The sequence below is a fragment of the Pantoea alhagi genome (assembly GCF_002101395.1).
Classification (GTDB): Bacteria; Pseudomonadota; Gammaproteobacteria; order Enterobacterales; family Enterobacteriaceae; genus Mixta; species Mixta alhagi.
This window is the reverse complement of sequence record NZ_CP019706.1, coordinates 3,508,841-3,522,884: the sequence shown is the minus strand read 5'-3', so window position 1 is coordinate 3,522,884 and position 14,044 is coordinate 3,508,841. Positions and strand designations below refer to the sequence as shown.

The following is a 14,044-nucleotide window of genomic DNA, read 5'->3' as shown; positions in this document are numbered from 1 at the left end:
CGGACAGGGTTTGCTTCCTGTTTTCTTAGGGCTGCCATCATCTACCGCCCGTTATCAATTACCCGGGCAGCGAATTAATGTTTGGTGATGTAGTAATTCTTAATGTTCTGTCGGTCCTGCGTATCTTTGCCGGTAAAGCCGCCTACCCAGGGCTTCACCAGTCGCACGCTGACGCGGTAATAGACCGGCACCAGCGCTGAATCTTTATCCAGCTGCGCTTCCGCCTGTTGATATAACACGGCGCGCTGCGCATCGTCGGCCACCAGCGATTTCGCCATCAATGCATCAAATGCCGGGCTACGATAAAAACCGGTATTATTCGAAGAGTCGCTCAGCAGCATATTCAGAAAAGAGGAAGGCTCGTTATAGTCGGAACACCAGGTGGCGCGCGCTACGTCATAATTTCCCTCATGCCGCGTATTCAGCATGGTTTTCCATTCCTGATTTTGCAGCGTGACGTTAGCGCCAAGATTTTTTTTCCACATTGAGGCGGCAGCGATAGCCTGCTTTTTATTTTGATCGGAGGTGTTATAGAGCAGCGTAAAGGTCAGCGGCTTTTGCGCGCCGTAGCCCGCCGCAGCCAGCAGCTGTTTTGCTGTGGCGTTGCGTTCTGCCTGCGTCTGAGTAAACCAGGCCGGCGCGGTAAATTTAGCCCCGTTAATATAGGGCGGCGTAAAGCCAAAGGCGGGAATTTGCCCTTGCCCCATGATTTTTTCAGCGATGATTTGGCGATCCAGGGTTAATTTCACCGCCGTACGCACCCGCGCATCATTAAACGGCGGACGCTGGTTATTCAACTCATAATAAAAAGTGCAGAGATAAGGGCTGACATGCACCTGAGCGCCCAGTTCTTTCTTGAGCAAAGGAAAAAGTTCGGGAGGGATCGCGCTGTTGGTAATATCGATACCGCCGCTACGATAGCGGTTGACGTCGCTGGTTTCCGAGCTGATCGGCAAGAAAATCGCTGTTTCAATAATCGTATGCGCATTATCCCAATAATGTGGGTTGCGCTTCAGCGTAATTTTCTCGTTAACCACCCAGCTGTTCAGCGTATAGGCGCCGTTGCCGACATAATGCTCCGGACGGGTCCATTTGTCCCCCCACTGCTCAATGGTCTGGCGATGAACCGGTTTTAACGCGGTATGTTCCAGCATCGCCGTAAAGTAAGGCACCGGCTGACTTAGCGTAACCTCCAGGTGATGATCGTCCAGCGCTTTTACGCCCAGCGCCGAGGGAGGTTGCCTGCCTGCAATAATGTCATCGACGTTCAGAATATGTGCGTACTGCAAAAAACTGGCGTAGGGAGAAGCCGTTTTGGGATCCACCAGCCGTTGCCAGCTGTAGACAAAATCGGCGGCCGTTACCGGGTCGCCATTGCTCCAGCGGGCATCCGGCCTCAGGGTGAAGGTCCAGACATTATTTTGCTGCTGCCATTGCTGCGCAACACCAGGCAGCAGACGACCGGCATTATCAGTTGCAATCAATCCTTCCAGCAAATTAGTTATGACATCGCTTTCCGGCACACCTTCGGTTTTATGCGGGTCCAGCGAGGCGACTTCGGTACCGTTATTAATAACAATGGTTTGATCCTGAGCTAACTCTACAGTAGGCGGCACGCTGGCTGCCCGGGCATTAACAGACAAAGCCAGGAGAACAATGAGTGCCGCTTTGCCAAAATAATCAGGATTTGCTGAATTCATAAAACCTTTTGCTCTTAGAAGTAACCTGCAGGCTGTAAAGCAAAATCCGTTCTCACTTTGCCCGGATCAAAAAACTTTAATCGGAAGTTAACAGATGATTTTTTTTGTGCCAAAAACAAATAGTAAAAATGTTATCTATTTCTCTTTTATCATGATCGCTCTTTACACGGAAGCGTTATTTTTACAGTTGAATTATCATTTATTTCTTTGATATCAAAAGAAAAAATAGCCACAAGTCTGATTTAGAGGACCACTTATTATGAAAAGCGCCTGAAAAAGCGGCAAAAAATCATAACAAATGCTTCACATAGAATGATCATCTATCAATAAAGCAAAACAGCTGATAAAAATCTGTCAGATGAAAAGTATTACGCAGTAACTGATGTGAAAATAATCACATTTCTGGGCAGACAAACCAAAGTCACAGAAAAATCAGCAATTAAACTAATAATTAGCATCTGTTATTAAGAGTTATGAATAACAGCACCAAAAGAGTGCAGAAAAGTGCACAATTGCACTTTTTAAGGGCAAAGAAATGGTTCAAAGGGAAAATTAAGTTGTTCAGCGCGGAAGAGTAAAGCTCATAACCGATGTCACGCAGACATCGGTTATGAAAGGTTAATTAAGCAAGCCAGGGAAGCTTGCTCTAAGGCCAGTAACAATAAATTCTATGCCCAATGCCATAAGTAATAACCCCATGATACGGGTAATAACGTTGATGCCGGTTTGGCCCAGCACGCGCACCATAACCGGCGCGGCGCGAAACAAAAGCCAACAGCAAAAGGCAAATAGCGCAATGGCGATGCTAAAGGCCAGCAGGTTTACCCAACTGTGATAACGCGTGCTCCAGACGATAGTTGAGCTAATGGCCCCCGGGCCAGCCATTAATGGCAATGCCAGCGGCACAACGCCAATGCTTTCGCGTACCGCCGTTTCTGATTTCTCCTGTTTATTTTGCTTATCTTCGCCCAGCTTACCGCTAATCATCGACATGGCAATGGTCACCACCAGGATGCCGCCTGCAATACGGAAAGAGTCGATAGAGATACCAAAGATATGCAGAATGGCATCACCCAGAAACAGCGATGTCCAGAGGATAATCGCCACAGCAAGGTTCGCCGTCAGGTTGGTTCTGTTTCTTTCGGCCACCGGCTGGTAGCTGGTCATGCTAATAAAAACAGGAATAATCCCGATGGGGTTCACCAGCGCAAACAGGCCAACAAAAAATTTAATATAGCCGGACAGATCCAGTGCAAGGGTATTCACAAACTACTCCGCAAATGCGCCAATAATAACCGCCTTAATTTAAAGTAAATATCATCCGCTTGCCAGCGGACAACCCCAGTCTAAAAAGCTGTAATTACCCCTCAACGCAGGAAAAAAATCCATTGTTAAAAGATTGTTTAGCTAATGATGCGAAAAAAATTGTTGTTACGGTAGATTAGTCAAAATCTGATTTTGGTCAAAAAATAATCATGCTGAAAGGTGTCAGCTTCAAGGAATCTTGATCTAAATCAACAAGCATCTACCCCGATCCAGGTAAGCTGGCCTCATCAAAAGGAATTGATAACGAGGCGCGCTGTCATTTACCAACGCCTTCGCCATAGAAACTCTTTCAGTAAACAGCACGGAGTAAGTAAAGCGCAAAATGCGTTATTTGCCCGCTCCAAAGCGTAATGCCGCATTCAGCCTGGCCTGTTTACTAAAAGAGTTTAACTTCCATCAGGAGAGCATTATGGCCGTTACCAATGTCGCTGAACTTAACGCACTTGTTGAACGTGTAAAACAAGCGCAGCGCGAATACGCCAATTTCACTCAAGAGCAGGTTGATAAAATTTTCCGCGCCGCCGCGCTGGCTGCTGCCGACGCGCGTATTCCGCTGGCAAAAATGGCGGTAGCAGAATCTGGAATGGGTATTGTGGAAGATAAAGTGATTAAAAACCACTTCGCTTCAGAATATATTTACAATGCCTATAAAGATGAAAAAACCTGCGGTATTCTGGAAACTGACGAGACTTTCGGCACCATTACCATTGCTGAACCCACCGGCCTAATTTGCGGTATCGTCCCTACTACTAACCCAACCTCCACCGCTATCTTTAAGGCGCTGATCAGCCTTAAAACCCGTAACGGTATTATCTTCTCTCCACATCCGCGAGCGAAAGACGCTACCAATAAAGCAGCGGATATCGTGCTGCAGGCTGCCATCGCCGCTGGTGCGCCAAAAGATATTATCGGCTGGATTGACCAGCCTTCCGTAGAGCTTTCTAACCAACTGATGCATCATCCGGACATTAACCTGATTCTGGCAACCGGTGGCCCGGGGATGGTAAAAGCAGCTTACAGCTCTGGTAAACCCGCTATCGGCGTCGGCGCGGGGAATACCCCGGTCGTTATTGACGAAACCGCAGATATCAAGCGTGCCGTGGCCTCTATTTTGATGTCCAAGACTTTCGATAACGGCGTCATTTGCGCTTCAGAGCAGTCCGTTATCGTGGTAGACGCCGTATATGATGCAGTACGTGAGCGTTTCGCCAGCCACGGCGGTTACCTGTTACAGGGCACAGAGCTGAAAGCCGTACAGGATATCATCCTGAAAAACGGCGGGCTGAATGCAGCCATCGTGGGTCAGCCGGCAGTGAAAATTGCCGAAATGGCAGGCATCCATGTACCGGCAAGCACCAAAATTCTGATTGGCGAAGTGCAGTTGGTGGACGAATCTGAACCTTTCGCCCACGAAAAACTTTCGCCTACGCTGGCAATGTACCGCGCAGATAACTTTGAACAGGCTGTGGCAAAAGCAGAGAAACTGGTGGCGATGGGCGGTATCGGTCATACCTCTTGTCTGTATACCGACCAGGACAACCAGCATGAACGCGTAAATTATTTTGGCGACAAAATGAAAACCGCGCGCATCCTGATCAATACGCCAGCTTCACAGGGCGGTATCGGCGACCTGTATAACTTTAAACTGGCGCCTTCTCTGACGCTGGGCTGTGGTTCATGGGGCGGCAACTCAATTTCTGAAAACGTCGGTCCTAAGCATCTTATCAATAAGAAAACCGTGGCCAAGCGAGCTGAAAATATGTTGTGGCACAAACTTCCAAAATCTATTTATTTCCGTCGTGGCTCTCTGCCTATCGCCCTGGAAGAGGTAGCTTCTGACGGAGCAAAACGCGCCTTTATCGTGACCGACCGCTTCCTGTTCAATAACGGTTATGCCGATCAGATTACCTCTGTACTGAAATCTCACGGCGTCGAAACCGAAATTTTCTTTGAAGTGGAAGCCGACCCAACGCTGAGCATCGTGCGCAAAGGCGCTGAACAGATGCACTCCTTTAAACCGGATGTGATCATTGCCCTTGGCGGCGGCTCTCCAATGGACGCAGCCAAAATCATGTGGGTCATGTACGAGCATCCTGAAACCCATTTCGAAGAGCTGGCTCTGCGCTTTATGGATATCCGTAAACGTATCTATAAGTTCCCGAAAATGGGCGTGAAGGCGAAGATGATTGCGGTGACCACCACTTCAGGCACCGGTTCAGAAGTTACGCCGTTTGCGGTGGTGACCGATGATGCCACCGGCCAGAAATATCCGCTGGCTGATTACGCGCTGACGCCGGATATGGCTATCGTAGATGCCAACCTCGTGATGAATATGCCGAAATCGCTGGCCGCTTTTGGTGGTCTTGATGCGGTAACCCACGCGCTGGAAGCCTATGTTTCCGTGTTGGCCAATGAGTACTCTGATGGTCAGGCGCTGCAGGCCCTTAAGCTGCTGAAAGACAATCTGGCAGACAGCTATCGCGATGGTGCGAAAAATCCAGTAGCGCGTGAACGCGTTCATAACGCCGCAACCATTGCCGGTATCGCTTTTGCGAATGCTTTCCTTGGGGTGTGTCACTCAATGGCGCATAAACTGGGGTCTGAATTCCATATCCCGCACGGCCTGGCTAATGCCCTGCTGATCTCGAATGTTATTCGCTATAACGCTAATGACAATCCGACCAAACAGACAGCGTTCAGCCAGTACGATCGTCCGCAGGCTCGCCGTCGTTATGCCGAAATCGCCGACCACCTTGGTCTGAGCGCTGCCGGCGACCGCACGGCGCAGAAAATCGAGAAACTGCTGGCGTGGCTGGAAGAGATGAAAGCCCAGTTGGGTATTCCGAAATCGATTCGCGAGGCAGGCGTTCAGGAAGCTGATTTTCTGGCGAAAGTCGATAAGCTGGCTGATGACGCGTTTGATGATCAGTGTACCGGCGCTAACCCGCGTTACCCGCTGATTGCTGAGCTGAAACAGATCATGCTTGATACCTTCTACGGTCGCGAATATGCAGAACCCTTTGAATCTGTCTCTGAAGCGATCATTGCTCAGCCGGTCAAAGAGGCTAAAGTAGAGAAGAAAGCTAAAAAAGTTTGATTCTCAGACCATAAAAAAACCCGCTTTGGCGGGTTTTTTTTATCTCTGTCGTCTGGACGCATCCCCGGTGTTCTGTACTGATTTCCCGACGCTTCACTTCCTGCATAAAACGCCCTGTAAGCCTCTGTAACGCGTCTGGCGCTGCAGCCTACCCCTCTCCTTTCAGGAAGGCTCTGCGGGCTGTAAAACGCCTTTTACCAGCGCATCCTTATAATGCTTGCGACACACAGAAACATAGCGCTCGTTACCGCCGATAACCACCTGCTCGCCTTCGGCATAGGGCTTACCCTCACTGTCAAGACGTAGCACCATCCCGGCTTTACGGCCGCAATGGCAAATGGTTTTTAATTCGATAAGTTTATCAGCCCAGGCTAATAAATACTGGCTTCCGCTAAATAATTCACCACGGAAATCAGTGCGCAAGCCATAACACAATACGGGTATATCCAGATAATCGACGACATCAGAAAGTTCTCGAACTTGTTCGCGCGTCAAAAATTGGCATTCATCAACAAGTATGCAATGTATCGGCTTTTTTTCATATTCTTCAGTAATTTCATGCATCAGCAAAGTCTGATTGTTAAACAATTTAGCCGGTGACGAAAGGCCAATGCGTGAGCTGACTTTACCACTACCGAAGCGATCGTCTATCTCCGCAGTCCAGACCAAAGTCCGCATGCCCCTTTCCTGATAATTATAAGAAGATTGCAACAATGCGGTGGATTTCCCGGCATTCATTGCCGAGTAATAGAAATAAAGCTGAGCCATAGGGCTGAACTCCGCCAAAAGGGTTAAACAAAAACGCCGACGATTGTATCATAGCCTCAGTAGTGCCGGCTGGATAACCTGCAATATGATTATGTTGTTTAACCGCGGCGCTTGTTTAACATCATCCGCAGTAACGCATAATCTCTGTCCGCGGCATTAAATGATAAAACCTCAATCCCTGTTCTTATTATGGCCTTTTTTTAGCCGCTCTGAACCTTTGCACTTTAAGCTTAATGAGGCTAACGCTTTAGGTTATACGACGATTTTAAGCACCAGGATGAACAGATAATCCCTTGTAAGCCCAAGGCCGTTTAATGATAGCTTTTAATGGGACTGGCTTATTTTCGCCTGAGACAACTATAACTTTCCCCCAATTGCGTTATGCAAATCTCACTTTAATAAGACTTTGTGAATTTCTTACAAAATTAACTATTGCAGTTCCTTTTTTCCACCTCTATTATTATCAGGCAGAACATTTCTCCCACCCAATATATTTTGAGATTAGGACAATGAGCGAAGCACTTAAAATTCTGAACAACATCCGTACACTGCGCGCCCAGGCCAGAGAATGTACTCTGGAAACTCTGGAAGAAATGCTGGAAAAACTGGAAGTGGTCGTTAATGAGCGCCGCGAAGAAGAAAGTCAGGCGCAGGCTGAAATTGAAGAGCGTACGCGTAAACTTCAGCAGTACCGCGAAATGCTGATTGCCGACGGCATTGATCCGAATGAACTGCTGCAAACTATGGCAGCAACTAAAACAAGTGGCAAAGCCAAGCGTGCTGCACGTCCGGCTAAATATAAATACGTTGATGAAAATGGCGAAAGCAAAACCTGGACAGGCCAGGGCCGTACTCCTGCGGTAATCAAGAAAGCCATTGAAGAGGAAGGCAAGCAGCTGGATGATTTTCTGCTGTAATTCCTGTTCAGGGTGCTTCTCTTAACCCCATTTTGTTATGGGGTTTTTTATTGGTCTTTTTATCGTATTTGTCATGCCAGGCCACACCCAAAAAAAGGAAGCCCCAGGCTTCCTTTTTTTAATTACTTAACTCAGACCTTATAAAAAGCCCGGTACCACTCCACAAAGCGTTTGATGCCCTCTTCCACGCCCGTTTGCGGTTTAAATCCGATCACCTCGTACAGCGCCTGCGTATCCGCACTGGTTTCCAGCACATCGCCCGGCTGCATCGGCAGCATATTTTTCTGCGCCTCTGTACCCAGCGCTTTCTCCAGGGCTTCTATATAAGCCATTAGCGTTACAGGCTGACTGTTACCAATATTATAAACACGATAAGGCGCAGAGCTGGTGGCAGGCGAGCCTGTTTCAACTGTCCAGTCGGGATCTTTTTGCGGTATCACATCCTGCAGGCGGAAAATCGACTCGGTGATATCGTCAATATAAGTAAAATCGCGGCGCATTTGACCATTGTTATAAACGTCGATCCTTTCGCCCGCGATAATAGCTCGGGTGAATTTAAACAGGGCCATATCCGGACGTCCCCACGGTCCGTAGACGGTAAAGAAGCGCAAACCGGTCGTTGGGATACCGTAAAGATGTGAATAAGTATGCGACATCAGTTCATTAGCTTTTTTCGTTGCCGCATAAAGCGAAACCGGATGGTCTACGCTATCGTCGGTGGAAAATGGCATTTTACGGTTCAGACCGTAAACAGAACTGGAAGAGGCGTACAGCAAATGCTCGATTTTATGATGACGACAGCCCTCAAGAATATTAAGGTGCCCCGTCAGATTAGCGTCTGCATATGCATGTGGATTATCAATAGAATAACGAACACCTGCCTGCGCCCCCAGATGAATAACACGCTGGAAACGATGCTGTGCAAACAGCGAGGCTATTGCATCCCTGTCAGATAAATCGCCTTCGATAAAAGTAAAGTCGGAAGAAGTGATTTGATTAAGGCGGGCACGTTTGAGATTTACATCATAATAATCATTCAGGTTGTCGAGACCGACAACCTGGTGACCGGCCGACAGAAGGCGTTGGGTAACGTGAAAACCAATAAACCCTGCCGCGCCGGTAACCAGATAGTTCATATTTACCTCATTAATTATGCAATTTGAATAGACGCTCCGCGGCCAATTGCATAATAAACAAAACCGCGTTTGCTAATTCTTTCTGGATCATACAGGTTACGACCATCAAAAATCACGGGTTGTTTTAAGGCATTTTTAATGACGTCGAAGTCCGGCGCACGGAAGTTCTGCCATTCGGTACAAATAACCAGCGCGTCTGCACCCTGCAGAGCGGCTTCTTTTGTTCCCATCAGCTTCAGGTCCGCACGATGACCATAGATACGCTGAGCTTCATCCATCGCTTCCGGATCGAACGCCTGTACCGTTGCGCCTGCAGCCCACAGCGTTTCCATCAGCACGCGGCTGGACGCTTCACGCATATCGTCGGTATTGGGTTTAAATGACAGTCCCCACAGCGCAAAGGTTTTACCCTTAAGATCGTCACCGAAATGGCGCTTGATAAAGGTCGGCAGCTTGAGTTTCTGATCGTCATTGACAGCTTCCACCGCCTGCAGCAGACGAGGTTTATAGCCAATGGTTTCCGCCGTACGGATCAGCGCCTGTACATCTTTCGGGAAGCAGGAACCGCCGTAGCCGCAGCCCGGGTAAATGAAGTGATAGCCGATACGGGAATCTGAACCAATACCCTGACGCACTTTCTCAATATCTGCGCCCAGACGTTCCGCCAGGTTGGAGATTTCGTTCATGAAGCTGATTTTGGTCGCCAGCATGCAGTTTGCCGCATACTTGGTTAACTCAGCGCTACGGATATCCATCAGAATCAGACGATCGTGATTGCGGTTAAACGGCTCATACAGCTCGCGCAGCAGCTCAACGACTTCATCGTTATCCGTTCCGACTACGATACGCTCAGGACGCATGCAGTCGCTTACTGCGGCACCTTCTTTCAGGAACTCAGGGTTAGAGACCACATCAAAGGTCAAATCCAGCCCACGCGCCTTAAGGGTTTCCTGCATGACGTTACGCACGCGGTCAGCTGTTCCGACCGGTACAGTAGACTTGTCCAGCACCACTTTATGCTCATCCATATATTGAGCAATGGTACGCGCTACCGCAGTAACATATTTCAGATCGGCAGAGCCATCCTCATCCGGCGGCGTACCCACGGCGATAAACTGCATAACGCCATGTTTAACGCCTTCTTCGGCATTGGTAGTAAAATTCAGTCGACCCGCTTCATAGTTTTGCTTAACCAGCGGCGTCAGACCTGGCTCATAAATGGGAATGATCCCTTTCTTCAGATTTTCGACTTTGTTTTCGTCGACATCAATACAAAGAACGTCATGTCCGACTTCGGCCAATACCGCAGCCTGAACCAGACCCACATAGCCGATACCAAATACGGTGACTTTCATTGCGTTATCCTGTTGCTGTGTGAATTACTTTTTATTTTCAACTGTATCGTTCAGCCACTGTTTGAAATCGCTGCCCAGTGACGGATGACGCAGACCATACTCAACGAAAGCCTGCATATAACCCAGCTTGTTGCCGCAGTCATGGCTAACGCCTTTCAGGTGATAAGCTTCTACGGTCTCTTTTTCCATCAGCATGGCAATAGAGTCGGTCAGCTGAACTTCACCGCCTGCGCCCGGAGGCGTTTTAGCCAGCAGCGGCCAAATATCGGCAGAAAGTACATAACGACCAACAACGGCCAGATTAGACGGTGCTTCGTTGGCTTTCGGTTTTTCTACCACGCCAACCATCGGCGCGCTGTCGCCCGGCTGCAGTTCGGCACCCTGGCAATCAACAACGCCGTAAGCCGTAACGTCTGCTACCGGCTCTACCATGATCTGGCTACGGCCACTTTCGTCGAAACGGTTCAGCATTTCAGCCAGGTTATCTTTGGTGGAGTTAGACTCATACTCATCGATAATGACGTCTGGCAGAATCACCGCAACTGGCTCATCGCCCACCAGCGGATGCGCGCACATGACTGCGTGACCCAGGCCTTTTGCAATGCCCTGACGCACCTGCATGATGGTAACGTGCGGCGGACAAATAGACTGAATTTCATCCAGCAGCTGACGCTTAACGCGTTTTTCCAGCATCGCCTCCAGTTCAAAACTGGTATCAAAATGGTTCTCAATGGAGTTCTTTGACGAGTGCGTAACCAGCACAATCTCATTGATCCCGGCAGCGATACATTCGTTAACGACATACTGAATTAACGGCTTATCAACCAGCGGCAACATTTCCTTTGGAATGGCTTTGGTTGCGGGCAGCATGCGCGTCCCTAAACCGGCAACGGGGATTACCGCTTTTTTTACTTTTGACTTATAGGCAGACATTAAGATACCTCTCTTATAGGCCGTTCAAGTTAATACTTGATATGTCGATTTAAAAAACGAAACGAGTATATCAGTTAAGGGGCGCCGGATTTATCCTGGATAACTTCTTCCCGGCTAAATTAAGATTATTACCCAAGTGTAAAACTTATACTAAGGTCTGTCTGGGCGGCGCAAAAATAAAAAGCATTCGCTTGTTATTCAGGCGACAACATCAGACGCAGCCGCCCTCCATTCCCCCAGACCTGACATTGCCATGCATCGCCCTGCTGGTTAATTTGATTGAGATGTGTACTACCCATTGTGCCCAAAGGCACACCATTTCTGAGTTGTATTTCTTGTCCGCTAATGTTCAGCGTTGCGTTTAAACCAGCAGAGACCAAAATCAGGTTTTTATAGGTTTGATGATAATACCCGACTAATAATGGAAACTGCCCCTTAAGATTTGCCTGACGCAATAACAAATTAACCTGTTTAAGCACGCTGCTTAATTCAGGTAAACGCTGCTTCTGCCCGGAAAGCTGCTCCTGCAGCAGCCCGTTGAATAACGCGCGTAACAGCAGCGCAGCCAGCACGCCATTATCACCGGCACGCGTCACGTCCAGGCAGTAAAAGGCCAGATCTTTGTCAGATAAAGCCGCGATATCCAGGACCAGTCCAGGCTGTTCCGCCATCGTAAGCTGCCGATAGTTCATCCGGCAGTTAGCGATAACCTGCTGAACCGGCGGCTGTAGCTGTTTAAGTAGCTTGGCGGCCGCAGTGGGATCGCTGACTAACGCATCCCAGTCCTGAAACAACTGCTCTTCTTCTTCAACCTGAGAAGTAAACATTGATGGATAGAGGCACTCGTAGACCGCCTCACGCAGGCGCTCCATATCTTTGATCGGTTTAAGCAGCACATCCTGTACGCCAAGACGCAGAACGTGTGCAATATCGGACATCTGCTCAGTAGCAGAAATGACCAAAATGGGAACCTGGTTGCCGTTGGTGCGTAAGTGTTCCACTAACTTGATGCCATTCATACGAGGCATTTCTAAGTCGCAAATCAGCATATCGGGCTGATGAAAGCGCAACGTTTCGATAGCATCAAGACCATCGCTGGCTACCAATAGTGTAGCGCCAAGCGAGTACAAGAAATTTTCCAGCAGGGAGCGAAAAACAGCCTCATCTTCCACGATCAAGATCTGTTTTCCATTTAATGGTTTTTCCATTGTTTTCCCCCGTAAGCCAGATAACTCAATAGTGGTTCAAAAAACGCACTTGTGCCTGTCAGAATTGCCTGAAGTAACATGTGTGATTGACCCATTCTCATTACCGGCTTTGTACTAACGGTAATAATTCATCCATTTTTTTCTCAACTGCGGCTCTTCCGGCTGCAATCGCTTCCTCTGCACGATGAAAATCAAGCGTACTAATCTGGGGACAATAAGGCTGTATTAATACATCCGGCGGGTCCCCTGCCATGCGGTGACGCTTGAGGCGATTTTCAAGTACCTGAATTGAGGTTGTCATAATCTCCATCGCACCCGGCGAAAGAGATGTTCGTCGCTGTGTTAAATGTTGTGCCAAACGTTGGCGCAGCCTGCCGCGCCAGGATACAGATTCCTCCGGCATGTTTTGCATGGGTGTGGCAGAGAAGAGATCCTGCTGCATGAGATGCGCATCGTGCTGTAAATCAACAGCAATAACAATATCTGCTCCCAACGCTCTGGTCAGAGAGATCGGAACGGGATTCACCACCGCGCCATCCACCAGCCAATAGCCATTATGTCTGACCGGCGGCAACAGTCCCGGCATACTGCATGAGGCACGTACCGCCTGATGCAAATCGCCTTCGGTTAGCCATAGCTCTCGCCCGGTGCTCAGGTTGGTGGCTACCGCGCCAAAACGAATATGACACTGTTCGATAGACTCATCAGGCATTAAACGACGAATGTGGTTAAATACGCGATTACCTCGCAGTAAACCGCCCCGCTGCCATGAAAAATCCATCAACCGAATCACATCCCAGTAACCAAAGGATCTTACCCACTTTTCTAACAACGGCAATCGTTCGGTCGCGCAGGCTGCGCCAACCAATGCGCCAACAGAGCAGCCAGCAATAACATCAATACGGATCCCTGCACTCAACAACGCATCAATTACGCCAATATGTGCCCATCCTTTGGCGGCACCTGAGCCCAGCGCCAGTCCTATTTTTACCTGTCTCATTGCATTCCTGTTTTCACCCCTTTTCATTGAATAGCGTTATACGTTCGGGTCAGATAACATAACGTAAAATAACGTCTTTTGCCCTGTTGTTGCAAAATCTGGAGTTCACGTGTCTGAAAATTGCCCATGCTGCAGCGGATTGCAGTATAGCCTATGTTGCGGTCCCTATCTAAGTGGCGAGCATATCCCTCCCAGCCCGGAAGCGCTAATGCGTTCCCGCTATACAGCCTATGCCCGACATGACGTTGATTATTTACTGGCGACCTGGCACAGCACGCATCGTACTTCACAACTGCGCCAGGCCTTATCTGAAAGTTTTCCACAAACCGTTTGGCAAGGGCTGACCATCGTCGCCCGCGAGGCGGGAAGTCATGATAATGAAGCTTATGTGACATTTTTTGCGCGTTATAGTGAAAATGGCCGCACAGGGGCGGTTTATGAACGCTCGCGCTTTGTCCGTGAGGATCAACGCTGGTACTATATTGATGGAACCGCACCCCAGGTGGGTCGTAATGACCGCTGTCCCTGTGGCTCCGAAAAAAAATACAAAAAGTGTTGCGGCCAGTAATGCTGGTGCCGTTCAGATTCACTGCTATCCCGCTTC

General features: G+C 48.7%; 11 protein-coding genes. 3 read left to right on the top strand and 8 right to left on the bottom strand.

All coding sequences use genetic code 11. The features are described 5' to 3' along the window. Positions 1 to 74: 74 nt before the first annotated feature. Both B1H58_RS16670 and B1H58_RS16665 read right to left on the bottom strand, forming a co-directional pair. Complete coding sequence (locus B1H58_RS16670) at positions 75 to 1,700, bottom strand: ABC transporter substrate-binding protein (RefSeq protein ID WP_085071576.1); 1,626 nt, start codon at positions 1,698 to 1,700, stop codon at positions 75 to 77. Between the two features lie 618 nt (positions 1,701 to 2,318). Then, positions 2,319 to 2,966 (bottom strand): YchE family NAAT transporter, encoded by a 648-nt coding sequence (locus B1H58_RS16665; RefSeq protein WP_085071575.1) that lies wholly within the window; start codon positions 2,964 to 2,966, stop codon positions 2,319 to 2,321. A 469-nt stretch (positions 2,967 to 3,435) separates the two neighbouring features. On the opposite strand from B1H58_RS16665, the gene adhE reads away from it, so the two are divergent. Then, on the top strand, positions 3,436 to 6,123 hold the full coding sequence (adhE, locus tag B1H58_RS16660; protein WP_085072348.1) for a bifunctional acetaldehyde-CoA/alcohol dehydrogenase: 2,688 nt from the start codon (positions 3,436 to 3,438) through the stop codon (positions 6,121 to 6,123). Positions 6,124 to 6,285: 162 nt separating this feature from the next. Here the strand turns inward: adhE and tdk are convergent, their stop codons facing one another. Continuing rightward, on the bottom strand, positions 6,286 to 6,891 hold the full coding sequence (gene tdk / locus B1H58_RS16655; protein WP_085071574.1) for a thymidine kinase: 606 nt from the start codon (positions 6,889 to 6,891) through the stop codon (positions 6,286 to 6,288). A 509-nt stretch (positions 6,892 to 7,400) separates the two neighbouring features. Between tdk and hns the strand changes: the two genes are divergently transcribed. Continuing rightward, positions 7,401 to 7,808 carry a histone-like nucleoid-structuring protein H-NS gene (gene hns, locus B1H58_RS16650; protein WP_085071573.1) on the top strand — a complete coding sequence of 136 codons (408 nt, stop codon included), beginning with the start codon at positions 7,401 to 7,403 and terminating at the stop codon, positions 7,806 to 7,808. Between the two features lie 131 nt (positions 7,809 to 7,939). Here hns and B1H58_RS16645 read toward each other — a convergent pair whose 3' ends face one another. The 5 genes from B1H58_RS16645 to rssA all read right to left on the bottom strand — a co-directional run bounded on the left by B1H58_RS16645 (position 7,940) and on the right by rssA (position 13,440). Beyond that, positions 7,940 to 8,944, bottom strand: a complete 1,005-nt coding sequence (locus B1H58_RS16645) for an NAD-dependent epimerase (protein ID WP_085071572.1) — start codon at positions 8,942 to 8,944, stop codon at positions 7,940 to 7,942. A gap of 14 nt (positions 8,945 to 8,958) precedes the next feature. After that, positions 8,959 to 10,299, bottom strand: a complete 1,341-nt coding sequence (locus B1H58_RS16640; RefSeq protein ID WP_085071571.1) for a UDP-glucose dehydrogenase family protein — start codon at positions 10,297 to 10,299, stop codon at positions 8,959 to 8,961. 24 nt (positions 10,300 to 10,323) lie between these two features. Then, positions 10,324 to 11,232: a UTP--glucose-1-phosphate uridylyltransferase GalU gene (gene galU / locus B1H58_RS16635; RefSeq protein ID WP_085071570.1), complete on the bottom strand. Its 909-nt coding sequence runs from the start codon at positions 11,230 to 11,232 to the stop codon at positions 10,324 to 10,326. Between the two features lie 194 nt (positions 11,233 to 11,426). Next, positions 11,427 to 12,440, bottom strand: a complete 1,014-nt coding sequence (gene rssB / locus B1H58_RS16630; RefSeq protein ID WP_085071569.1) for a two-component system response regulator RssB — start codon at positions 12,438 to 12,440, stop codon at positions 11,427 to 11,429. A 100-nt stretch (positions 12,441 to 12,540) separates the two neighbouring features. Continuing rightward, positions 12,541 to 13,440 (bottom strand): patatin-like phospholipase RssA, encoded by a 900-nt coding sequence (gene rssA, locus B1H58_RS16625; protein WP_085071568.1) that lies wholly within the window; start codon positions 13,438 to 13,440, stop codon positions 12,541 to 12,543. Positions 13,441 to 13,549: 109 nt separating this feature from the next. Between rssA and B1H58_RS16620 the strand changes: the two genes are divergently transcribed. After that, positions 13,550 to 14,008: a YchJ family protein gene (locus B1H58_RS16620; RefSeq protein WP_085071567.1), complete on the top strand. Its 459-nt coding sequence runs from the start codon at positions 13,550 to 13,552 to the stop codon at positions 14,006 to 14,008. The last annotated feature ends 36 nt before the right edge of the window (positions 14,009 to 14,044 follow it).

What these genes read in the sequence shown, in the direction of transcription:
- tdk (WP_085071574.1), bottom strand. Translation starts at nt 6,891, where the DNA reads ATGGCTCAGCTTTATTTCTATTACTCGGCAATGAATGCCGGGAAATCC.
- hns (WP_085071573.1), top strand. Translation starts at nt 7,401, where the DNA reads ATGAGCGAAGCACTTAAAATTCTGAACAACATCCGTACACTGCGCGCC.
- rssB (WP_085071569.1), bottom strand. Translation starts at nt 12,440, where the DNA reads ATGGAAAAACCATTAAATGGAAAACAGATCTTGATCGTGGAAGATGAG.
- rssA (WP_085071568.1), bottom strand. Translation starts at nt 13,440, where the DNA reads ATGAGACAGGTAAAAATAGGACTGGCGCTGGGCTCAGGTGCCGCCAAA.
- galU (WP_085071570.1), bottom strand. Translation starts at nt 11,232, where the DNA reads ATGTCTGCCTATAAGTCAAAAGTAAAAAAAGCGGTAATCCCCGTTGCC.
- B1H58_RS16640 (WP_085071571.1), bottom strand. Translation starts at nt 10,299, where the DNA reads ATGAAAGTCACCGTATTTGGTATCGGCTATGTGGGTCTGGTTCAGGCT.
- B1H58_RS16645 (WP_085071572.1), bottom strand. Translation starts at nt 8,944, where the DNA reads ATGAACTATCTGGTTACCGGCGCGGCAGGGTTTATTGGTTTTCACGTT.
- adhE (WP_085072348.1), top strand. Translation starts at nt 3,436, where the DNA reads ATGGCCGTTACCAATGTCGCTGAACTTAACGCACTTGTTGAACGTGTA.
- B1H58_RS16670 (WP_085071576.1), bottom strand. Translation starts at nt 1,700, where the DNA reads ATGAATTCAGCAAATCCTGATTATTTTGGCAAAGCGGCACTCATTGTT.